This is a genomic window from Neorhizobium sp. NCHU2750 (assembly GCF_003597675.1).
Taxonomy (GTDB): Bacteria; Pseudomonadota; Alphaproteobacteria; order Rhizobiales; family Rhizobiaceae; genus Neorhizobium.
On record NZ_CP030827.1, the window covers coordinates 1285209 to 1306558 of the forward strand.

Consider the following 21350-nt stretch of genomic DNA (forward strand, 5'->3'; position numbering starts at 1 on the left):
ATGATATTAGCTCGCGAGTGGCTGACGGCGGCGCTTCAGATAAAGCGCGACACCGCCCATAGCCAGAGCGCCAAGCCCGGCGCCGGCCTCAGGACCCGGTACCGGCGTGGGGGCCGCTCCCGTGACACTGACATTGGCGAGCAACATGTCGGCGTTGATCGAGGAGGTGGAAATGTCCTTGAAAGTCAAGGTCGTCAGGCTCGATGTGGCGACGAAATAGAGATAGCCATCCTCGAAAATGTCGTTCAAACTGGTGGAGAGCTTGCTCGCTTTGACGGTGCTCTTTGTGCTGGAAATTTCCGCATCAGAGCTGGCGTTTGATGCTGTGACCAGCAGGCTTTGTGTGCTCGTCGAGCCAAAACCTGCAAAATTATAGGTCAGCGTATAGGCCTCGCCTGCGACCGTGGCGAAGGTCTGGAAGAGCGATCCACCCGTGATCTGGCCTGCGCCAAACGCCACATAATTGTCGATCCCGCTCGAGCCGCTGCCGCCAACCGCCGGGGCTTTGTACGCAGCATCGTTCTCAACGGTGACGCCGGTGCCAGATGTGCTCCAGGACGAAAGGCCGCTGGAAAAAGTTCCATTGATCACACGCTCGTCCGCGAGTGCCCCATTCGCCAGCCCGGTTAGAGCCAGTGCCGCAGCGATCGCGGCGTATTTGATTGTCATTGCTCTTCCCTCTCATGAGCTATGCTTACCAAAACGCTAATAACAAAAATTTGAAAGCAATTCTAGATCCGTTTGGGGATAATACTTAATAAACAGGCCGGCAACAGCAGTGATTGGCTGTCGTGTATTCCAAAGACGTTCGTATATCCTCTCCATTATATCTATAATCAGGCGATTATGTTGATGCGTCACCGGATATTGTCTCGGGTCGTCAATTTGATTCTAGAGAAATTTGAGTGCTTTGGCAGATTTTGTCAGTAGTAGCGCCCCGCTGGATGACGCATCTTGGAAGGCTAAGATTCTATGGATGATTGATACCATCCCGTACGTTGGCTGTAGTCTCTGACGTGTTGGCTTGTCATGCTCACGTGCCGCCGGGATGGCACGAGAACTTCGTTGCACTGTTTCGATACAGATTCGGCGGGCGTGATAATCGCCTGTTCGCTTTTCAAGACAGAACCGTTTCGCCGAGATCCATCCTTATGATCTAGTCACATGCAAGGCCCGAGTGGCGGAGGCCGTACCGTAGGGGAGGTTTGTTGATTTCGAGGATAGCAACGAATGGACAGACCCGGCCATGAGGCAAGGCCTCAAAATGATTTCAATCCTTTAGACCGTGCTCGGCGCGAAAGTCGATTGGGCTTCGCCTTAGTTGGCGTCACAAGCGCAATCATCAACCTTCTGTCTTTAACCAGCGCATTCTTCATGCTGCAGGTCTATGATCGCGTTATCCCCAGCCAGAGCATTCCAACCCTTGTCGCGCTCGGTCTCCTAACCCTACTGCTGTACCTGTTTCAAACGGCGTTCGAGATCATGCGCGGGCGAACCCTCATCCGCATTGCAGGGGTTTTCGACGAAATAATTGGCCAGCATATCTTTGCAGCTGTGGTCTCGTCGCCTTCTCGCGACAATGCGCAGCCCAATAGTGCTTTTCTGATGCGCGACTTTGATCGTGTGAAGGCCTTTTTAAGCAGCGCTGGCCTTCCCGCATTCTTTGATCTGCCCTGGTTGCCGTTTTATGTCGGGCTTAGCTTTTTGTTCCATCCGCTGATCGGTGTTACCGCAATAGCGGGAGCAACCTTTTTGGCCAGCTTTACCTACATCACTCACATCAGGACCGAGCGGTCGAGCCGCTTAATCTTACCCGTGAGTATCGATCGCCAAGCCGTTTTGGATGCTTGCCATCGAAATGCTGAAGTCGTCCACGCCATGGGGATGCGGGAGGACATGGTGCGCTCCTGGTTAGCCCTCAATGCCAATCATCGCCTTTTTAGTCGGGCAAGCGCGGATGCCGTCAGCACCTTTTCGGCGATTTCAAAAATCGCCCGTATCAGCCTTCAGTCAGCAATGCTCGCGCTCGGCGCCGTGCTGGTGATCAAAAATCAAGCTTCCGGCGGCATCATCATCGCAGCCTCGATCCTGCTCACCCGCGCTTTGGCACCCGTGGAGCAGGCGATTGCCAATTGGCAAAATTTCGTTCTTGCCAAACAGGCCTGGCAGCGGCTCAAAAATAGTTCAGGGGCACTTCTTCCACCGTCGGTGCAACTTGTCTTGCCAAAGCCCAATAAGAGTTTGAACGTCGACGGTCTGTTTAGCGCCCCGCCGGGGCAGCGTGAACCGATCATCGCCAATATCAGCTTCTCCCTGAAATCGGGTGATGCAATGGCAATCATTGGGCCAAGCGCATCTGGGAAATCCGCTCTCGCGCGGGCCCTAACCGGAATATGGCCACTGAGGGCAGGGGCTGTCCGTTTGGATGGAGCGACTCTCGATCAATGGCCTGACAGCGATCGAGGCCAATGCATCGGCTATTTACCACAGGACATAGAATTGTTTGCCGGCACCGTGGCGCAAAATATTGCACGCTTCCGCCCCAATGCCGCCTCAAGCGATATTATCGACGCTGCCATGACCGCCAATGTCCATGATCTGATCCTGACATTGCCACAGGGTTATGACACCCAGATCGGTGTTGGTGGGGCGGTTTTATCTGCCGGCCAGCGCCAGCGTATTGCTCTGGCGCGTGCCGTATTCGAAAGGCCATTTCTTGTTGTCTTGGATGAACCCAATTCCAACCTCGATTCCGATGGCGAGGCAGCACTTGGCAACACGATAGCGACCCTGCGTCGGCACGGATCGATCGTCGTCATCATTGCCCACCGCGCCAGCGCGATTGCCGGTGTCGACCTCGTCCTGGTCCTGAAGGGGGGGCGGATTGCCGCCTTCGGTCCAAAGGCTGATGTCTTGCCAAAATTCTCGCGCCAGCCGAAATCAAAAGTCTTGGGGAGCTCTGTGCCTTACAAGATTTCTATCGGGGTCGGAGGGTAGGAGATGGAAGTTCGAACCTCGCGCCAGTCTCTTCGCCATCATGCCATCGCCGTCACGGTACTCTTCATCGCCTTGTTTTGCGGGGTTGGCGGCTGGGCGTTGGCAACCACGATATCCAATGCGGTTGAAAGTCCGGCAACCGTCATTATCGATGACAATACGAAAACAATCGAAACGCTAACCGGCGGCATTGTCTCGCAACTCCTGGTCAAAGAGGGCAGTGCCGTCAAACAGGGAGATATTTTGGTCCGTCTTGACGCCACAGCATCCCGCGCCAATCTCGCGATTTTGAATGCAACCCTTGCACAGCTAAAGATCCGAAAGGCCCGCCTTGAGGCGGAGGTGGAGGGCCGATCCGACTTCTCGGATGCCGACGTCGCGCCGATTGTCCACGAGTTCGATGCCAAGCCGAGCATGATCAAGAGTGAGGTTAAGCTCTTTGCGTCGCGAAAATCCTCACTGAGCGGCCAGAAACAACAGTTGCAGGAGCAACAGGCTCAATTGGATGACCAGATCAAAGGTGACGGACTACAAATTGAGGCGATTGACGCGGCGACAAAGCTGATCGACGAAGAGTATCAGGCGATTAACGGCCTTTACGAAAAGCAGCTCGTCACAATGCAACGGGTCAATGCACTCAAGCGACAGCGGGTCGAATTGGATGGAGAACGCGGTGAGAAAATTGCGGCTCGAGCCCAGGCGAAAGGGCGGATCGCCGAGATCAGCCTCAAGATTTTGCAGCTTGATGAAGACCGCAGAGCCGAAAATGCCAAGGATCTAAGCGATATCGAAGCAAATATCGCCGAGACGGCAGAACGCAGAGTCGCGGTGCTCGACCAGTTGCAAAAGCTTGATCTGCGTGCCCCTGTCGATGGGCGCATCTATCAGCTCGCAATCCATACGATTGGTGGCGTAGCAAGTCCGGGAGATCCGTTGATGCTTTTGGCGCCGCAGCGCAGAAGTCTGATCGTCGAGGCAAAGGTCGCCTCGCGCGACATTGATCAGCTTCGTTTGGCTCAGCCGGTCGAGATCCGCTTCAGCGCTTTTGATCAGCGAACAACACCGCTCGTCGCAGGGCAGGTCATCTCAATCTCTCCCGATGTCGTGACAGATAAGACGACCGGGGAAAGCTATTATCCGGTGCGCATTAGACCCGACGCGGATCACCTGGACGCTGCAAAGCAGCTTGCGCTTTACCCCGGTATGCCGGCAGACGTGTTCATCAAAATAGCGGATCGATCCGTTATATCCTACTTCGCCAAACCATTGACCGATCAAATGGCCCATGCTTTTCGTGAGAAATAATCCCAGAGGAACCTTGCCATCCACCGATAATGATTACGTGCCTTATGTGTCAGCCGGGGCAGTCGCTGCCAGCCTTTGCCTGCTCGACTTCGAAAGCGAAATCCGCCCTTGCGATATGAAGCTCAAAGATAAGCGGCGATAGACTGGTGAATCTGATGCAGTTCGTCGTCTCTAAAGGCTCGGCCCGATGCGACGATCACACTTCCGAGATAGGCAAGTTTGCCATATGCTTCCGCATGGCTTGAGGGCTGCCATTGAATAATGGCTTGCCGCAAACGATCTTCATCACCATGCCTGCGGGCGCCAATGGCGTCAATGGAGTAAAGAGTGCGCCTCTGCCTTCGTGCAAGTTCAACCAGCAGCATACGATGGTCGAGAATAACCTTCGCAAATTGTCCCGAAACCCGGTCACCTTGCTCATTCCATGGGATGGCCGGCTTTGCTTCATAACCAGTTCGGGACTGGCAAGAAGCGTCACTGGAAACCCGCCTTTTGCCTGATATACAGTTGGTTCGCGTCGACAATGGGAAGCCTCCTGGATGAAGAGCAAATTGGAACGACACATCGAGGATATGGGCATCGTCGAAGCCGACGATGGCGAAGGTGACAAGCCGATTTTTCGGCGGCCAGGCTTTGAGGGCGTGGTCTCCTTGACCGACCTTGAAAAAAGAATTGGTGAGGCGCTCAGGCAAGCCAGGGACAAAACGGGTCTGACCCATGCCGATGTCGCGCCCATGCTTGGGCTTCACCCGCAGGTCTATGGCCGCTACGAACGCGGCGAAAGCAAACTGAATGTCTCGCGGCTTATCCAACTCAGTGAATTGTTGAATTTTTCGCCGCTTGATGTGCTTTTGGCCGCCGCGCCCTATCGATTTGGGGAGACGAGTGGTGAGGCCGATCAGCGAGCGCGACTGATGCAAATTGTCGAGACCTTACCTCCAGATGCGGTCACATCCTTGCTCTCGCTCGTCGAAGCGATGAAGCAGATGAACGCGGGCGGCCGATAGAACCGGCCACCAATGGGGTGAGCCAGCCTCTCCTTAGGTCTCAGATGTCGTCTCGCAACTCGCGCCAAGCGTGTTAAGCATCGCAATCATCTTCGGTCGAACCTGTTTGGGAAGCCTCAGAAAACTGTCGACGAGGCGCTGGCCTTCTTCTGTCGCGACATAGGCGCAACGCGTCTCGGCCTTTTGCTCTAGAATGTCACAACGGCCATCATTGGGATGGGGTAACGTATCAAAAAAATAGGCCATCGGGACGTCGAGAACGTTGGCGATCTGATAGAGGACGGAAATCGAGACCCGGTTCAAACCACGCTCGTATTTCTGAACCTGCTGGAATGACAGGCCAATGCCTGCTCCAAGCGCCGTTTGAGACAGGCGCAATTGCTGGCGCCGCAGACGAATGCGACGCCCCACTTCCTTATCAACCGGATGGGGGCCTGACGACTGGTCGGCCAGAAATGTTTGCGCCTTGGGGGCCTGTCTTAAAGCAGATGATCGTGACATTCCAACCTCTTCGAGCCAGCGTGACCTGGCAAACCAAGAGCCGGGAAGATGAAAAGCTGTTGGTACACAGCCCTTGCGGCTTTTAGCGCATGCGCCTCTTGTATAGCCACAAGCTTCCCGACCGTTGATCACGGAGCGGTTGCTCTAATTCCAATCATCAAGCACCAAGGGGTTTCCATGCCCCAAGACGATATGTCTCGTATGCGACATTACATGTAAAGCCTGCAATTTCAAATAGCCTTGCGATAATTCACAAGTATTGGTGGTGTCGGTTGGGCCGGCATCACTCTCCTCCCTCGTCGCGCAGGCTTGCCTCCGCGACCATCCGCAGCAGATATTGAATAAACCTCAACTCATCCGTGGCTGGGTAGCGCCCGCAGATTTCGTCAACTATCCTCAATAGCTTCGAAATTTCCTGATGGACGACGTCAACGACAAACTGTTCGGCCATGCTTTGATCCATCACCGATTTGTCGCGTCGTCCCACGTCGCTCGCCTCTTTGTTGACATTGAACGTGCCTATGGCTCGTCAGGTGTAAATCGACATCATCGAATACACGCAAGAGCGACAGTCTCACCCCATGGCGCTTACGATGTTGTTGCAAGAGTTCGGGAGAGGGGTAGGCAACGACTGCCAGGACCCAGTGTCCCTCGTGAAGAGAGGGTGGGCCCAAAAAGTCCAAAACATAGCCGCGGCGCTGCAGCATGCGTATGATGAGCGGTGTGGCTTCGATGACAAATGCCTCTATGCCAAAACTCACCGCATATTCCAAAACGCCCGTCATCAACAGATCGCTGGCCAATATCCCGTCTTTCGACCGCATGTTGCGCAACGCAGCGCAGCGCCCCCATTCGAATGCCGAGCTGGTTTTCGGATAGCGCCCATTTGGGACAAGGAAGGCCAAGGGATCTGAAAGTAAATGCGGTTTCGTCGTCGGCAACAACCTGGAATATCCGATCAGGTGATGTCCTTCGCGAAGCACCAGATGAATAGTGTCGGCCGTATCAAAGGCGTCGCGTTCGCGTCCGTCAATGGTTCGAAGGCCTTCCCAACCGAGCTCTTCGACAAAGCATCTATGACGAAAGCGCCAGACCTTCTCCATAACCGTCGCAAAACGTTCAACCTGATGACCTAAGATTATGTCGAGCATCGCCAAACTCCCATGTCGGGAAATAATGTGCGACTTAATGGGCAGGCAAACTATCCGTAAATTGTCTCAATTTTCACGGCCAATAGCCATGCCGGAAGGCTTCCGCGACCATTTGGGGTCGGTTGCGGACGCCCAGTTTGCGCTGGATATTGGAAAGATGGTTCTGGATCGTTCTTGGCGATGAATGGGTCAGCTCGGAAATTTGCCGATCAGAGTAACCTGCCAGACACCATGACAGGCACTCGCTCTCGCGCCGCGTCAATTCAATCTGGAGTGACGGCCGTAAATGACTGGTATCGAGATCTAACAAGCGCGAATGAATACTATTGGCCAGCACATGCAATAGGCTGCGTTGAGCGGGAGACAGGCTTAATGGGCCGCCAGCTAAGGACAAAAGAGTGCTAAATCCCAAATGTGACGCAATCGGGATGGTTATGCCATCGACCAGTCCAAAGGCTGCTGCCTCCTGCATCACCTGCATGGCTTTGGGCGAAAGCGGGTAATTCAAAATCGCCTCCGACCATAAGATAAGGTCGTCTGAGCTCCGAGACAGACTTACAATCGGGTCATGGCGGAAAAAATTGTGCTGGAGATAGCGTTCATACCATCCGTCCGGCCAGCCGTTCATGATGAAGTGCTTGTCCAGTGTCTCATGCGGCAATGGGATGCGCGCCATGGCAAAATGATCAAAACCTAAAATAGCGACCGTTTCGGCCACAAGAGCCTCTAGTTCATCGTGCGACTGGATGGAAAAGCAGTCTTTGGAAAAAGCTATCAGCGATCTGGCATAGAACATGTCCATCTGCACCTCACCTCCCTGTTGGGTTTTCCATAAGCGACCGCCCAACGGCATTGCTGCAACAGGCAAGCATCAGACCTGAACCGTGCGACCTCGGCCAGATGAGGGCCGTCAACATTCAATCAATAACATCCTGGGCGATCGGTTTGCGTCGATCATCGGATCGGCGCAAACGCCGCCACCTCGCTGATAGAAGCAAAAAGCATGCCACCTATAATTGCATAGTGTCGACGTTTTATGACTTAGGCGCTAGTTGGATGGCTTTCCAAACGGGGCGCCTGTTCCATGATAAAACGCTTTCCAATCATTGTTTTCACCGGTGAGCCTTTCGAGCGTGGCCGGCAACACGGTACCGTCTTCGCCTCTTTAATCAGAGACAAATTGGCGGCTCTCGGGATCGGTCATGCAACATCAGCCGCGCTTTTGCGGCAGCATCAAACCCATGCGCAAAACTGCTGGCGCAACCTGGATTGCCTTGCCCCCGACATCAAGCGTGAGATGGAGGGAATTGCCGCGGGCTGTGATGTCAGTGCCCCTGACATTTTCATGCTCAACAGTTTCGAGTTCTTTCCCCATAGGTTGCAAACCGGGTGCAGCAGTCTCGCAATCGCAGCACCGAAGCGTGCCATCATAGGGCAGAACTGGGATGCCGCACCGGGGACAGCGGAGGGCTTGACCTTGATGATTCATCGCGATGGGAACGAAAAATTCGCCTTGGTCTCTTCGCCGGGCATGCTTGGCTGGGTCGGTGTCAACCAGCACGGGCTCGGTTTCGTTACCAATGACCTGATGACCGACATGGCGACTGTCGGCATGCCAAGTCTCATCGCGCGCCGGCTGATCTTAGGGTACAAGTCAATTGCTGATGCGGTGAGGCTGCTTGGAGCAAGCCCTCATCTGTCCGGTCGTTGCTATCTTTTGACGGACGCATCTCTAAGAGTGGTCGGTGCCGAATTGTCGCCTGCCGGAGGCTTGGCGTTAATTGATCAAGACCGGATCCTGCATACCAATCATCCCTTGACCGCGCAGATCTCCGCCGTGGAGGACCGGGCTCTCTCCAATGCGATCTATCCTTCGAGCCGGTCGCGATTGGAGGTGCTGAGTTGCAACCGCAATCAACTGACAAGGGTTGGTGATTTTGAAACTGTGCTCGCCAGCCGAGATGGCGCACCGGATGCAGTCTGTAAGTCCCTGTCTGCCCGTGAGCAGACTGAGACCGCTTTTTCAATCGTCTATGATGTGACGGCCAGAAATGTGCGCTTGTGTCTTGGGCGCCCGGACCAAAGTCAATATTACTCATTCGCCTTGTCGTCATTGATTTAATCGGCGCGATCGCTAGGCCGCAAATCGCTGGGAATATTCGGCATATCGGGCTCCTAGTTCGTAAGCCATTGCCTCGCATTCCGCTGGCAAAAAGGCTGCGCACTCATAGCCTAATTCCGTCTTGGCAATCTCGACGACTTCCGGCGTGAAGCTTACCGTTCCGTCATCATCGACATCCTCGATGCCATCGTAACGCTGTGCCTCGCGATTGATTGCGACGGCTCGATCAAGCGTCAATCCCGGCGGCAACTCAACCAGAAGGCCGTCTTTGGAAAAACGGACAGGATATCCTCCCACCAAGCCCATCGGGCCTGGTGCATGGACGACATCACCGCTTGCCCTGGCGCCAGCAAGAATAACGGCGGTTGCCGATGAGGCGGTCACAGACTGGCCTGCCAAACCTTTTGTGCGGCGAAACTGCCCGGCCACCAGTTCAAATAGCGCCTGCTCGTCCCTCGCGTCGGTGTCGACGCGTTGGCCGTCAATATAGATTGTCAGGTGATAGGGAGCCCCATCGGTCACTCCGGAACTGGGCATCCGATAGCTGAGGTAGTGGTGAGCAAAAAAGCGAACGCTGATCGAGGCCGGCAGGCTGTCAAACAAATAAGCAGCTGCCAATCTGAGCCCTGGAACCGCATTGGCAACGTTGCCAATCCCGACAGCAGGCGCGAGGCCTTCCGATGCCAAGGCTGCGTTCACCACATCGGGGTATGATGCATTGATCACCATAGCACGGCTCCCGCAGGCGCGAACCGCTTTCATCAGGCGGCGCACCAACACCATATGCATAGGGGTCCAGATCCCGCCGCGGGCTCGATCGAGCCGATCAAAGGCCGGCCTGGGAAGCTTAGTAATCGCCCACCAAGATTGCAGCGTGGCGGCATTGAAAATGATATCCGGCTTCAGCCTGTCGATCGCATCTGCCGTCTCTTCGATCTCCATCAGGTCCAGCCTGATCACTGAGATCTGGGGGGTAAAGCCGAGATTGAGTGCGCTGTAGCGAGCAAGATTAACCCGCAAAAGTGCCGCATCGGGATTGCGGGCGCCTATGATGATGTCCAGTCGCTGCTGAGACTGACTGAGGAAGTCGAGAACATCTCCGGCTAAGACACCCATGCCGACGATCAATACACGTTTTAGCTGCTCTTGCATTGTCAGTCTCCCATTTTTGAGTGTTGAAATAAACCATAGATAGATGTAGAGGAGAATACAACCAAAAAGTGTGCATGGTTAAGTCAATGTTGAACGGTGCTGGATCGCGGCCGCTGCTGCAGGTGGACTTGGGACGCATTCGCGCAAATTATGCAGCGATTGTCGCTGAAACACGGGCCGAAGTGGCCGCTGTGGTCAAAGACGATGCCTACGGGCTCGGTCTGTCCGCGGTGTCGAGGTCCCTTTATGAGGCAGGTTGTCGTTCGTTTTTCGTTGCTGACTTGTCGGAAGCTGTCGCACTGCGCAAAATCTTGCCTGACGGGAGCATTTATCTTTTCAACCCGACGTCGTTTGCGCAAATGTCGATCTATATCGAACATCGCCTGATTCCGGTCTGCAATCGTTTGGATCAGGCGCGAGGATGGGTGGCTGTTGCTGGTGACTTGCCCTTGGCGATTGAAGTCGAGACGGGGCTTCATCGTTTCGGATTGAACTATCCCGATCTTCGGCATCTCAAGCAGATGATCAGGCGCCGGCCAGATCTGTTGATCAGCCACCTTGCGTCTGCCGATCATCCTGATGCCCAAATCAATCAACTGCAGCGCAATCGCTTTCTTGCTGCTATCGAACTTCTTCGGCCCGAACGCGCCAGCCTCATTGCGTCAACCGGGCTCGGCTTGCCGCAGTCTTTTCATTTCGATCTCGTGCGCGCGGGCTCACTTCTATACGGCCTAAAATCGGGCAGGCAGGACAGGGTTATTCAAAGCGTCGTCCGGCTAACGGCAAAAATCATCAATGTCCAAAGCGTCGCGAAAGGAGAGGGAGTGGGATATGCTGCAGCCTTTCGCACGCAAAGATCATCTCTGATTGCGCTTGTCGCAATAGGCTATTCGCATGGCTTGCCCTTTGCCTGCGCAAATCGGTTGACGATTGGTCTTGGCGTCGATCGGGCCCCGCTCGTTGGTCGCATCGCGATGGATTATGTCGCCGCAGATATCACGGACCTGCCTAGGAATAGAAACTGGTTGGGTGAGATGGTCGATCTCATCCATGTTGATCAGACCGTAGAAGATATCGCTCAAGCCAGTCACGCCTCGCCCCAAGAACTATTGCTGCGCTTTGGCAATCAGACGCGACGGATCTATCGAGACGAAAGAAGATCGGCGCAAACCACCTAGTGCCGTCCGTTCGCCGATGCGCTCACTCTAAAATACTCAGGTCGGACATGAACCGTCCCGACGGTCCCAATGCCTGTTCGATCGCCAGAATTTCTCGGCGAAGCAGATCGACAAGCTGAGGAACCCGCTCAGGCGTCATGCGGGCACTCGTCAGGTTGATTGCGATCGCTGCAATCGGGTCGCGGCGATCCGACAAGATCGGCATAGCAATCGCCGAAATTCCGGCAACCAACTCACCATCGTCCAACGCATAGCCTTGTCGTTTAATCTCGGCCAGTGACCGAAGAAACTGCCCACGATCCCAGCTGCCATATTGTTCGAGCTCGGCAGCGTTATGATCGATAAGCGCCTCAATCTCTCCGCCCGGCAAGAACGCAAGGATCGCCTGGCTTGCCGACCCGAGACCCATTGGGATCTGGCCGCCAACATTTTTCGTCAAGCTCCCGATCAGATAGCTTCCCTGGTGACGGTCAACGCAGATCGCATTAAATCCTGCTCTGGCCATGAGGAAAACGGTGTCGGATGTCGCAGCGCAGATGCGAACCAAGGCTGGCCTCACGAGGCTGCGCAAACCAGTGTGGTCCATTGCCGCTGACGCCAATGCGAACAACGTCATCCCCAATCGCAACTTGCGGCTTTGGCGGTCGCGTTCGACCAGTCCCTCCCGCTCCAACGCCGAGATGATCCTGTGAGCTGTCGGTTGTGTCAGGCCGAGTGTCTCCATCAGCTCGACACTCGTCGCGCCGTCTGGCCCAGCTTCGCCAAGGCCGTTGAGGATCGCGATCGCCCGGTCGAGCAACTGGGTTCCCGTCACTGCGGATGGCTTTTTCATGAGCGTCACCTAAAGCCAGTCCGTTTGGCTTAATCTTCGTCCGCGGACGTATATCATCTCTACCGGTGTGATTGTCCATGGCATAAGACGGGCTGTGTTTGAAACCCCGCTCTGCCTGGCAAGCCTCGCCGCCCCGATGAGCCGCGGACAAGAGGGGCGATCTTCTTCTCACTCCCCCTGAAATCCACGGGTTATGGCACGATGAAACGATTTTATATTGTCCGCTGCCTGAGACCTTGCGCCAAGATCGTCGATGCTCTTTAGAAGAGTTGGCATCGCCTCGTCGCGATAGCCCTTTCCAAGTCTGAGGAATTTATCCCTTAAGTCATACGCATTAAACGGATTTTTGGCTTCTCCATACGGATGCGTAACCTCGCATTGAAACCGGTGGCCGCCCGCTGTGATCGTTAGCAATGCCGGTGTCGTGGTTGGGAAGCATTCGAGATAGCGGTCATCCTCAACAAGGCGAACACGATCTGACAGTGAGAGAACGCGCGCGTCTGACAGATGTCGCTCGGTGAGGGGCAAAAGTGCGTCCGGTCCGTGGCACAGTGCCAATGCCACGCAAAAGGGAATGCTGTATTGCGCGCCCTCAAGGTTCAAAGGCCTGCCCTGGTTGGGAAGGCTGAGCGCCCGCGAGAATGTCGCAATCTCGATCGTCTCAATCAAATCTGCAACGAGACCATGCCGGGTCTTGAGCATGATTGCAGCGTCGATGGCTGCATGCCCCCAGCGGCAGCAGCTATAGCGCTTGAAGTAAAGGTTAGAAACGGCCCATCCCGTTGCCACACCCTCCGAAAGCGTCCGGCGCGCGTAAACGCGATCATCATCCAGTAGATCGGTTGGACCGAGATGGCCGCGCAGCGCCAAGGAAACGGCCATGACGCCATTTGCTGCAGCCCATGGAATACCCTCTTTGACCGTATGGCCGACCTTGGTCCATCCAGTGCCAGCCTGACCCGTGGACGTCTGACCGGCAATCGCCATCGCGTTTGAACTGACCCATGGCGAAAGATGGCGAAGATGCGCGATCCCTGCCGCAACTCCATAGCCGCACCAAAGACCGCTATCTGTCGTCTTCAAGCGTCCGATATCGCGTGCCGCCGCAATCCGCACCGATATCTCATAGCCGATGATGATGGCGTCCAGGAGACGGTCTTGATCTGCGTCAGGAAGAAGGCTTGCCGCCAGCAAAGCAGGAATAATTGCGGCACCGGGATGACCCGCAGCCATTCTGTGTCCGTCATCGAGATCCAAGGCAGCGGCGAAGCTTGCGTTGACAAAAGCTGCCCCCGCCACCGTTGTCGAGCGGTCACAAAACCAAATTGGCGCCGGGCCGTCGCCCCAAATTTCAGCGATTGATCCTAACGACGCAATCCCTCCAAGCGTACGAGATCCAGCTAAGGCAACGCCGATAAGATCCGTTATCGCCCTGATGGCGTCCTGACGCACCTCATCCGAAATCACAGGACGCGCAAAGCGCTCGGCAAGATCGAGTGTGACGGATTGCATAGTCTTCTCCTTTGGGTGGCAAGCTTGGGGGTATTCAAGTTTGAGACAGCCTGAGATTGTAAATCACAATGTGATATTGATTACTGAAATAAATTCATATTATGCAAATTGAAAAGGTCAATAAGGTTGCATTTAAAATGTTTAAGCGCCTAAAGATTGAAGATGAGGGATCGCTAGCGTTCACCCTCGATGGGATAGAATTGTCGGGTCAGGTGGGTGATACGGTTCTCACTGCTGTGCTGGCTTGTAGAGACTGGCTCTCCCAAGCCTCGCATATCGAGCCCAGCCGCGCCGGCTTTTGCTTAATGGGTGCATGTCAAGGTTGCTGGCTTTGGGAGGCCGAAGGAAAGCCTGTCCGAGCATGCACGCATACTCTTTATCCGGGCCTCGAACTTCGTAGTCATCGGCCAGAAGGAGGTCGCCATGACCGCTAGGATCGCGATCATCGGTGCAGGTCCGGCCGGGCTCAGCGCTGCGCGCGTTCTTGTCGATGCGGGCTTACGGCCGACATTGATCGACGACGCAATGCGGCCTGGCGGCCAGGCCTTTCGCGCCGCGCGCACCGGCGGGGTAGAATTGGCGTCTCAACCGTGGCGCAATGATCGACAAGGCGAGCAGAAATTCAATGCGCTGGTAACCGCAATCCTGCCCAAGTTGGATTACCGCCCTCAAACAATGGTTTGGTCCGTCGGCACCGACTACTTGAACCTTCTTTCATCGGCACAATCGGTATGTCTGCCAGTTCGCGATGTCATCCTGGCAACCGGCGCCACAGACCGCATCATTCCTTTTCCTGGTTGGACCACTCCAGGCGTCTTTTCGCTCGGGGCGGCACAAATCGCCTTGAAGGCGCAATCGACGCTGATTGGGCAGCGTGTCGCCTTCGTTGGAACCGGACCGCTCCTCTATCTCGTTGCCTATCAATATATGCGGGCCGGCGCTCAGGTCGTCGCGGTTCTCGACAGCAATAAGCCGAGATTGCGTGCAAGGTCATTGGCCGCGCTCTTGCCCGCTGCCGCTACATTCATAGAGGGGCTCAAATTCGTCACAGCGCTTCGTGCTCGTAACATTCCTTGCCTGACCGGGGCCGAGCCAATCGCCATCGTAGCGGACCACGGTGAGCTCAAAGGTCTGCGCTATCGCCACCAGGGAATCGATCGCTCCATCGACTGCGACGCCATTGGCACCGGTTATGGCCTGAAAGCCGAAACACAGGTCGCCGACCTTCTCGGTCTCCCATTTCGCTTCAGTCGCCAACATCGGCAATGGTTGCCTGAGCGGCAGCCTGACGCCGAGAGCGCTCTCATTCGAATCTACCATGCAGGCGATGGAAGCAACATTGGCGGCAAGGAGCTTGCAGCCTTGGATGGCGAACTGGCAGCGCTGGAGCTTCTGGCTCAACGGGGCCACCGCGTCACACGAAAGGTGGCGGCAGTGCGAAAAAAAATCAACCGGGTCAGCCGGTTTCGACAGGTTTTGGATGAGGAACTTTTCCCATTTCCCGCAGGCCTTTGTGGCAATGTCGCTGACGAGACGATTGTTTGTCGCTGTGAACGCATCTCAGCCGGCGAGGTCAGGGCAACCGTCAGCCAGAGCGATGAGAGTGACATAAACAGGGTCAAGGCATTTTGCCGACTGGGGATGGGGCGCTGTCAGGGCAGGCTTTGCGAGCGCCCCGCTGCAGAGATCATCGCTGCTCATAACGGCTGTGACATATCGGTTGTCGGGCGATTGCGCGCCCAGTCGCCGGTCAAGCCTGTCGCTCTTTCCGTATTAGCAAAGGCGCGCCCATGACCATCTACGATGTCGCAATCATCGGCGGAGGTCTCGCCGGTTGTTCCGCCGCGCTGCATGCGCGTTTGATGGGCGCATCCGTTATCCTGCTAGAACGCGGTCGCTGCGGAGCGCAGGCCAGTGGTGTCAACTATGGCGGCGTCAGACAACAAGGCCGGCACCCAGCCGAACTTGCCCTGTCTGTGCGAAGCCAGAAGATCTGGGAAAGCCTGCCCGATCTCATCGGTTGTGATTGCGAATATAAGCGCAGTGGTCACCTTAAGCTTGCAAGAGACGACCACGACATGGCCGAACTCCTGGCCTATCAAAAGGTCGCGCGCCAATATGGCCTTAATCTTGAAATCGTTGACGCCGACGTCCTGCGCCGACGATTTGCCTTCCTGGGGCACCACTTCGCCGGTGCATGCTTGTGTCGCGAGGACGGTCAGGCCAATCCGAGGCTTGTCGCACCGGCCTTTGCAAGACGAGCCAAACTCCTCGAAGCCGAGATTTTTGAGGGGGCGGGAGTTGTTAGAGCCGCCAAGCGAAACGGTCTCTTTGATATTCAACTGGATGGCTTGAAAGACCCTATCCGGTCGCGACGACTGATCAATACTGCCGGCGCCTGGGGATCGGCGATCGCACATATGTTTGGTGATAGGGTTGACGAAGATGTCATGGCGCCAAACATGTGCGTGACCGAACCTATCCCGCCGTTGATTGGCCCAAATATAGGTATCTGCGGCGGGTCAATTTATCTGCGACAAGCCGCCAATGGCAGCGTCATCTTCGGCGCAGGTCTCGCTTACGCCAACAGGGAGACCCAGCGATCTCGTCCGCTGGCAGGCGTCACATCCGCCGCGGCAAAGCAGGCCATCAAGGTTGTTCCGGAACTTGCCAATGCTTTGCTCATCCGCACCTGGACCGGCATCGAAGGACGTATGCCTGATGGACTGCCGATCATCGATATCAGCCCCACGACACAAGATCTGGTCCATGCCTTCGGCTTCTCCGGCCATGGCTTCCAACTCGGTCCAGCTACGGGAGCGGTACTTGCCGAGCTAAGCCTCAATGGCGGCACCGACACCGATATTGCCGGCCTGTCTCTGGCCCGGTTTTCGAACTCACATTCTCAATGACAACAAGGGGTAATCAAATGTGCAAGCGATATTTTCCTCGCTCATCCGTCATGTCCATACTCGCCCTGATGGCACTGCAATGCCTGACGTCGGCCACAAACGCCGCCGATTATAAGCTGGTCGAACCAGGGACGTTGTCCGTTGCCATCACTGGTGACATGCCAGGCCTTGTGGTGAAAGATGGAAGACTGGTGGGATATGATGGTGAAATCCTTCAGATTGCGGCCGAACATCTTGGCCTGAAAATCAAGCCCGTCCCGATGGAATGGTCTGGCGCAATCGCCGCCGTGCAGACCGGCCGCGTTGATATTATCGGCGGCAATGTCGCCTGGACCGAGCAGCGGGCCAAAACGCTCTCCCTGACGGATCCAACCGGCTACTTCCAAAACGGCATCACGAGCAGGGCTGCAGATGGTTTCGAGACACTCGCTGCGCTCGAAAATCGAAAGGTCGGGTCCATCACGGGTTTCTCGTTCCTCCCCGAGCTTCGGCGCGTCAAGGGGCTAAAACTATCCCTCTATGACAGCTCGGATGCAGCCATCCGCGATATCCTGGCTGGCCGTATCGATGCTGTCGTGGGTGATCCACCGGTCATCGACTATGCCATATCGATGAATCCGGACTGGAAGCTCGTCAACAAACCCTTTTCCGACAACAATCCCGACTTTCCGCTTCTAACCGGTAGCGGCCGTCAATATGTCTTTGGACTCAGTCACCAAAATCAAGCTCTTGCCAACGACCTTAGTGCGCAAATTCGTCAGCAGTGGGAAAATTGCGGCCTGCGATCAATCGGCGAGAAATACGGCAATGTCAGTCCCGCCAATTATAGGCCATCCATCAGTAATTTCAGGGCCGGCGTGGACCGTCCGTCCAATTGGTTACCGCCAGCGTGTACCAGATAGCCACAGACCCTCAGCACCTGCCTATCCTGTTTTACTCAGCAACGGCAATCTGCAGGCGGTAGGCCCGCCTGCAGGACACCAAGAAGAATGCAACAAAAAGCTTGCGGATGTCTATGGCCCTTAAGGCGTGATTGATAGGCGCGCTTGTCTGAAAGCACGCAATCCGCAGGCTCTCGATCCACTCGAACTCGATCCAGAGCGGAGCCATCGACGCGCAATGCTGTCTTCCCGTTTGGGCGCCCTGCCATTCAATCGTCAAGGAAGCCATTCTATGAACATTGATCTCGCAGCAAGGGTCGCCGTCGCCTTCGCTGATGGGGTGAGCGTAACGATCAAAGTCACGATCGGTTCGCTCGCTCTTGCCCTTAGCCTTGCGCTTCTTCTGTCGGCCTTGCGCTATCTCCGGCCCGGCCTGTGTGTCACAGTCATCGTCTCAACCTATGTCGAGTTGCTTCGCAACGTTCCCAGCCTGACCATTCTTTTCCTTTGCTACTTCGGTCTCGCGGCATTGGGCATCCGGCTCGCGCCAACGGTCGCTGCCATTCTCGGGCTCGGGCTTGTGGGAGCGGCAATTTGCATCGACATCCTGACCAACGGGTTCCACTCGGTGCTTCGCGGCCAGGCGGAAGCCGCTGCCGCACTCGGGCTTTCGAAAGTCCAAGCGTTCGTGCTCATTATTCTCCCTCAGGCCTTGCGCCTGTCCCTGGCGCCGCTTGGCAATTACGCAGTGTCGCTTGTTAAGGACACGTCGCTTGTGGCCGCTATTGCCGCCCCGGAAGTGATGTTCCAGGCCCGACAGATCGTCAATGAAACCTTCGCGGCACCGTTCGTTTATCTTAGTGCTGCAGTCGTGTATCTCGTTTTGACGCTATCGCTCGGCCAACTGATCGTCCTTATCGAACGGAGGTTGGCATATCCATGATCGACTTCCTCTCGCCAATCTTTGAAAATTACGCCGATTGGGTGCCGCGCCTGACAAGCGCTGCACGGTTGACCATTTTTGTAACGCTCGTTGCCTACACGCTCGCCTTTTTGGGCGGGCTGGCAATCCAATTCGCCCGCTTCAGCCGACTTACCCTCCTGGCGATCTCCGCCAAGATCTACATCGTCGTTATCCGCGGGTTGCCAATCCTGGTGATCCTCTACCTGATCTATTTCGCGTTGCCGCAAGCTGGTATCACCTTGGATGCGCTGACCGCCGGCACACTCGGCCTTGGCCTTGTCTATGCGGCCTATCTCGCGGAGATATTTCGCGCCGGTTTTGCCGCTATTCCGGCAGGCCAAAGAGAGGCCGCCCTTGCTCTCGGGCTCACCTCTTTCCAGGCGTTTCGTCTTGTCTTGATGCCGCAGGTTCTCCGCCTCGTGCTTGTCCCTCTGCTCGTGAGTCTCATCTCACTGCTGAAGGATAGTTCAATCTGCGCCCTAATCGCCATTCCTGAACTGACCCTGACATCCCGCGCTATCATGTCGGAGAGCTTCCTGCCGTTGCAGGTCTTTGCATTCACCGCGCTAATCTATTTCTGTATTGCCTTTCCCGCATCCCGCGCAGTGGGCATGATCGCACAGCGTTTGCGCACGCCAAAAATTCGCTCATCACATAAGCGGAGCGCCCTCATCACCTCATCATACATCCGTACTGACGTGTCGTCTTCGAGTGACGTACCGCGCAATCAAGAGGATTAAAATGTATAAATTCATCAATTCGGCTGATACCTATGTCGATGATATGCTTGCAGGTTATGTGCGCGCCCATCCTGAGGTGGTGCGAGCTGGCCGACAAGGCAGGACGCTTGTCCGTCGTGCCGGGATGCGGCCGGGCCGGGTTGGACTTGCGACCGGAGGAGGCGCCGGCCATCTGCCGCTGTTTCTCGGATATATTGGCCCTGGCTTCGTCGACACCTGCGCCGTCGGAAATGTTTTTGAAGGGCCAGCGCTTGGTGCGTGCATTGATGCGGTGAAAATGGCCGATGCGGGCGCAGGCGTGCTGATTCTGTTTGGAAACTACGGTGGCGACCGCATGAACTTTGAGATGGCGCGTAAAGCGGTTCGATCTGACCTGATAGAGACTGTCCTGGTCAACGACGATATTGCCAGTGCCGACACTTCTGAAAGGCAAAAGCGCCGCGGGGTTGCAGGCATCATATTCGCCTACAAAACGGCCGGGGCAATGGCCGAGGCTGGAGCACCACTTGGTGACGTTGCCGACATGGCGCGGCTCACTGTGTCAAGAACCCGCACAATCGGTGTCGGCCTTAAGGGCTGCCGTCTGCCAAGCTCGACCGCCCCGGTGTTCGAATTACCCGATGGTTATATCGAAATGGGCATTGGTATCCATGGCGAACGCGGCATTCGGCAAACGCAACTTGCCGGCGTCGACGCCGTGATCGACGAGATGCTCTCGGCCCTGTTGCAAGATGTACCGGCCGCATCAACCGGACGTGTCGCACTCTTGATCAATGGTTTGGGGGCGACCCCACTCGAAGAGCAATATATCGCCTTCAGACGGGCCGCTGAAATCCTCGAGATGGAAGGCTTCGAGGTTGTTATGCCCCTTGTCGGCTCCTATGTCACGGCGTTGGAAATGGCCGGCCTTTCGATCAGCCTGTGCTTTCTCGATAACGAGGTCGAACCATGGCTCGCTGCAAAAGCTTCATGCCCATTTTGGAAAGTCGCGTGATGACCATTCACAGCGAGACAATCATTGCCACTGCAGATATTCAAGCTTTCATTCATCAACTCGCAATCTCGTCGATAGAGATCGAGGATGAGGTTAATGCCGCAGACAGAGCGCTCGGCGATGGGGATACCGGCACTATGCTGGTCCGCTTTTTTCGTGCTCTCGATGGTCCACATGACGATAACGGATCGGTAGCGAACCTTTTTTACGCCTACGCGATTGCTGCCGGTGAGACGACGGGATCCAGCCTTGGTACCCTTCTATGTGGAGCGCTAATGGCGATGTCACAGATATTGCAGCCTCGTGAAACGCGTCTCCCTTTGTCCGCCATTTCCGGATTGGCCGCAGTGGCGACGCATGCCCTGCTGGAGCTCGGTGGAGCACGGTTGGGCGATAAGACGATTGCTGATACGCTGGATGCTATCGCAACAGCAACCAAAGCTGAGGCCGATAAAGAGGCGATCAAGAAAGCCATTGTCTTGGCGACGAGACAGGCCCTAGACGACTTTTCCGGAAAGCCATGCAGGATCGGGCGTGCCCGAATGTGGTCTCAAGACAGCAAATGGCTTGCCGACCCAGGTATGTTTGCCGCCGCGGAACTATGTGCGCGGACACTGACATAAGCTGATGCAGGCGTCGCCTGCTGAGATCTCGCCTCGTGACTGCAGAGAGGCTTGTTATGCCGTGACCTTTGATCAAAACCCGCCGCGGCTGGGTCTTCCTAGACCCAAAATCGACAATATTTGCAGGCTCATCACCTATTATGAAAATTCAGACTTTCATCATTGTGCTGGAAATCAGCCTGCTTTTGTGGGGAGCGGGCTTTTGGGGCGCGAGAGATCTGTACCGTGCAGCTCAAGAGCGGGATGTGCTGCCAAACCTTCATCTCCGATCCCATATCGATGAAGTGCTGTGATCATCAAATTGTGTCCTTTGGCGAGATCGCCCCTGCAAAGAGCCGGGCCGTTTCGTTTCGTCGCTAGAACGCTCAGCGGTCAGGCTCGACAGTAAAAATTGGATGACGAGACCGGCAACTGCGTCGGTACGTCTGTCGAGCCGAGCTCGGGTCAGGAGGGCGTTGCCAATCCAAAATGATCACACC

General features: G+C 55.7%; 22 protein-coding genes. 13 read left to right on the plus strand and 9 right to left on the minus strand.

Going from position 1 to position 21350, the window contains the following annotated elements:
- Positions 1–6 precede the first annotated feature (6 nt).
- Positions 7–669 (minus strand): carbohydrate binding domain-containing protein, encoded by a 663-nt coding sequence (locus NCHU2750_RS06260; protein WP_119939666.1) that lies wholly within the window; start codon positions 667–669, stop codon positions 7–9.
- Positions 670–1230: 561 nt separating this feature from the next.
- Here NCHU2750_RS06260 and NCHU2750_RS06265 point away from each other — a divergent pair.
- Positions 1231–2997 (plus strand): type I secretion system permease/ATPase, encoded by a 1767-nt coding sequence (locus tag NCHU2750_RS06265; RefSeq protein ID WP_119939667.1) that lies wholly within the window; start codon positions 1231–1233, stop codon positions 2995–2997.
- A 3-nt stretch (positions 2998–3000) separates the two neighbouring features.
- The gene (locus NCHU2750_RS06270; RefSeq protein WP_119939668.1) at positions 3001–4302 is read left to right on the plus strand and encodes an HlyD family type I secretion periplasmic adaptor subunit; all 1302 of its coding nucleotides are present in this window, start codon (positions 3001–3003) and stop codon (positions 4300–4302) included.
- Between the two features lie 122 nt (positions 4303–4424).
- Here the strand turns inward: NCHU2750_RS06270 and NCHU2750_RS30380 are convergent, their stop codons facing one another.
- The gene (locus NCHU2750_RS30380; RefSeq protein WP_162939515.1) at positions 4425–4826 is read right to left on the minus strand and encodes a hypothetical protein; all 402 of its coding nucleotides are present in this window, start codon (positions 4824–4826) and stop codon (positions 4425–4427) included.
- A 15-nt stretch (positions 4827–4841) separates the two neighbouring features.
- Here NCHU2750_RS30380 and NCHU2750_RS06275 point away from each other — a divergent pair, with 15 nt between their 5' ends.
- Entirely contained in the window at positions 4842–5309 is a 468-nt protein-coding gene (locus NCHU2750_RS06275; RefSeq protein ID WP_119939669.1) for a helix-turn-helix domain-containing protein, read from the plus strand.
- Positions 5310–5342: 33 nt separating this feature from the next.
- On the opposite strand, the gene NCHU2750_RS06280 is transcribed toward NCHU2750_RS06275, so the two are convergent.
- From NCHU2750_RS06280 to NCHU2750_RS06295, 4 genes are all read right to left on the minus strand, one after another.
- Positions 5343–5810, minus strand: coding sequence for a helix-turn-helix domain-containing protein (locus NCHU2750_RS06280; RefSeq protein WP_119939670.1), 468 nt, complete (start codon positions 5808–5810; stop codon positions 5343–5345).
- A gap of 283 nt (positions 5811–6093) precedes the next feature.
- Positions 6094–6261, minus strand: a complete 168-nt coding sequence (locus NCHU2750_RS06285) for a hypothetical protein (RefSeq protein WP_245480350.1) — start codon at positions 6259–6261, stop codon at positions 6094–6096.
- Entirely contained in the window at positions 6239–6961 is a 723-nt protein-coding gene (locus tag NCHU2750_RS06290; protein WP_119939672.1) for an acyl-homoserine-lactone synthase, read from the minus strand. The genes NCHU2750_RS06285 and NCHU2750_RS06290 overlap by 23 nt, the downstream gene beginning before the upstream one ends.
- Positions 6962–7034: 73 nt before the next feature.
- A complete protein-coding gene (locus NCHU2750_RS06295; RefSeq protein WP_162939516.1) occupies positions 7035–7763 on the minus strand; it encodes a LuxR family transcriptional regulator in 729 nt (242 codons plus the stop codon).
- Positions 7764–8045: 282 nt separating this feature from the next.
- Between NCHU2750_RS06295 and NCHU2750_RS06300 the strand changes: the two genes are divergently transcribed.
- Positions 8046–9083, plus strand: coding sequence for a C45 family autoproteolytic acyltransferase/hydrolase (locus NCHU2750_RS06300; RefSeq protein ID WP_119939674.1), 1038 nt, complete (start codon positions 8046–8048; stop codon positions 9081–9083).
- 12 nt (positions 9084–9095) lie between these two features.
- On the opposite strand, the gene NCHU2750_RS06305 is transcribed toward NCHU2750_RS06300, so the two are convergent.
- Positions 9096–10235 (minus strand): hypothetical protein, encoded by a 1140-nt coding sequence (locus NCHU2750_RS06305; RefSeq protein WP_119939675.1) that lies wholly within the window; start codon positions 10233–10235, stop codon positions 9096–9098.
- A gap of 86 nt (positions 10236–10321) precedes the next feature.
- Between NCHU2750_RS06305 and alr the strand changes: the two genes are divergently transcribed.
- Complete coding sequence (gene alr / locus NCHU2750_RS06310) at positions 10322–11413, plus strand: alanine racemase (RefSeq protein ID WP_162939517.1); 1092 nt, start codon at positions 10322–10324, stop codon at positions 11411–11413.
- Between the two features lie 22 nt (positions 11414–11435).
- Here alr and NCHU2750_RS06315 read toward each other — a convergent pair whose 3' ends face one another.
- Both NCHU2750_RS06315 and NCHU2750_RS06320 read right to left on the minus strand, forming a co-directional pair.
- On the minus strand, positions 11436–12245 hold the full coding sequence (locus NCHU2750_RS06315) for an IclR family transcriptional regulator (RefSeq protein ID WP_119939677.1): 810 nt from the start codon (positions 12243–12245) through the stop codon (positions 11436–11438).
- A 168-nt stretch (positions 12246–12413) separates the two neighbouring features.
- A complete protein-coding gene (locus NCHU2750_RS06320; RefSeq protein WP_119939678.1) occupies positions 12414–13757 on the minus strand; it encodes an MmgE/PrpD family protein in 1344 nt (447 codons plus the stop codon).
- Between the two features lie 137 nt (positions 13758–13894).
- Between NCHU2750_RS06320 and NCHU2750_RS31275 the strand changes: the two genes are divergently transcribed.
- The 8 genes from NCHU2750_RS31275 to NCHU2750_RS06360 all read left to right on the plus strand — a co-directional run bounded on the left by NCHU2750_RS31275 (position 13895) and on the right by NCHU2750_RS06360 (position 20871).
- The gene (locus NCHU2750_RS31275; RefSeq protein WP_119943033.1) at positions 13895–14191 is read left to right on the plus strand and encodes a (2Fe-2S)-binding protein; all 297 of its coding nucleotides are present in this window, start codon (positions 13895–13897) and stop codon (positions 14189–14191) included.
- Positions 14181–15551, plus strand: coding sequence for an FAD/NAD(P)-dependent oxidoreductase (locus NCHU2750_RS06330; protein WP_119939679.1), 1371 nt, complete (start codon positions 14181–14183; stop codon positions 15549–15551). The genes NCHU2750_RS31275 and NCHU2750_RS06330 overlap by 11 nt, the downstream gene beginning before the upstream one ends.
- The gene (locus NCHU2750_RS06335) at positions 15548–16669 is read left to right on the plus strand and encodes an NAD(P)/FAD-dependent oxidoreductase (protein WP_119939680.1); all 1122 of its coding nucleotides are present in this window, start codon (positions 15548–15550) and stop codon (positions 16667–16669) included. The genes NCHU2750_RS06330 and NCHU2750_RS06335 overlap by 4 nt, the downstream gene beginning before the upstream one ends.
- 17 nt (positions 16670–16686) lie before the next feature.
- Positions 16687–17571 carry a substrate-binding periplasmic protein gene (locus NCHU2750_RS06340; protein ID WP_245480351.1) on the plus strand — a complete coding sequence of 295 codons (885 nt, stop codon included), beginning with the start codon at positions 16687–16689 and terminating at the stop codon, positions 17569–17571.
- Positions 17572–17842: 271 nt separating this feature from the next.
- The gene (locus NCHU2750_RS06345; protein ID WP_119939682.1) at positions 17843–18493 is read left to right on the plus strand and encodes an amino acid ABC transporter permease; all 651 of its coding nucleotides are present in this window, start codon (positions 17843–17845) and stop codon (positions 18491–18493) included.
- Positions 18490–19254, plus strand: a complete 765-nt coding sequence (locus tag NCHU2750_RS06350; protein ID WP_119939683.1) for an amino acid ABC transporter permease — start codon at positions 18490–18492, stop codon at positions 19252–19254. The genes NCHU2750_RS06345 and NCHU2750_RS06350 overlap by 4 nt, the downstream gene beginning before the upstream one ends.
- 1 nt (position 19255) lies before the next feature.
- The gene (locus NCHU2750_RS06355; RefSeq protein WP_119939684.1) at positions 19256–20248 is read left to right on the plus strand and encodes a dihydroxyacetone kinase subunit DhaK; all 993 of its coding nucleotides are present in this window, start codon (positions 19256–19258) and stop codon (positions 20246–20248) included.
- A complete protein-coding gene (locus tag NCHU2750_RS06360; RefSeq protein WP_162939518.1) occupies positions 20248–20871 on the plus strand; it encodes a DAK2 domain-containing protein in 624 nt (207 codons plus the stop codon). The genes NCHU2750_RS06355 and NCHU2750_RS06360 overlap by 1 nt, the downstream gene beginning before the upstream one ends.
- The last annotated feature ends 479 nt before the right edge of the window (positions 20872–21350 follow it).